General features: G+C 67.0%; 1 protein-coding gene. It reads right to left on the reverse strand.

Annotation, left to right across the window (positions count from 1 at the left end; all coding sequences use genetic code 11):
* Positions 1–306, reverse strand: a 306-nt coding sequence (locus tag IG178_RS24565; RefSeq protein WP_193215222.1) for a BCCT family transporter, incomplete at both ends; no start/stop codon positions are given.

The following is a 306-nucleotide window of genomic DNA, read 5'->3' on the forward strand; positions in this document are numbered from 1 at the left end:
CAGGCCGATGGACACGGCCACGCCCGTCAGCGTCCCCACCAGCGCGACGATGTCGATCAGCTTGCCGATGGGGCCGTGGATCCGGGCCCCGAGCAGGGGCTGGAACATGGAGGAGACTCGCGGCGGCAGGTTGCGCTTGTACATGAAGTACCCGAAGCACAGCGCAGGCAGGGCGAAGATCGTCCAGGTGTGCAGACCGAAGTGGTACAGCGTGATGGCCATGGCGCTGCGGGCAGCATCCTTGGATTCCGGCTCGACTCCTCGGAAGGGCGGTGCAGCGAAGTGGGAGATCGGCTCGGCGACCGC

It is taken from the genome of Neoluteolibacter marinus, from assembly GCF_014904755.1.
In the GTDB taxonomy this organism is placed as follows: Bacteria; Verrucomicrobiota; Verrucomicrobiia; order Verrucomicrobiales; family Akkermansiaceae; genus Haloferula; species Haloferula marina.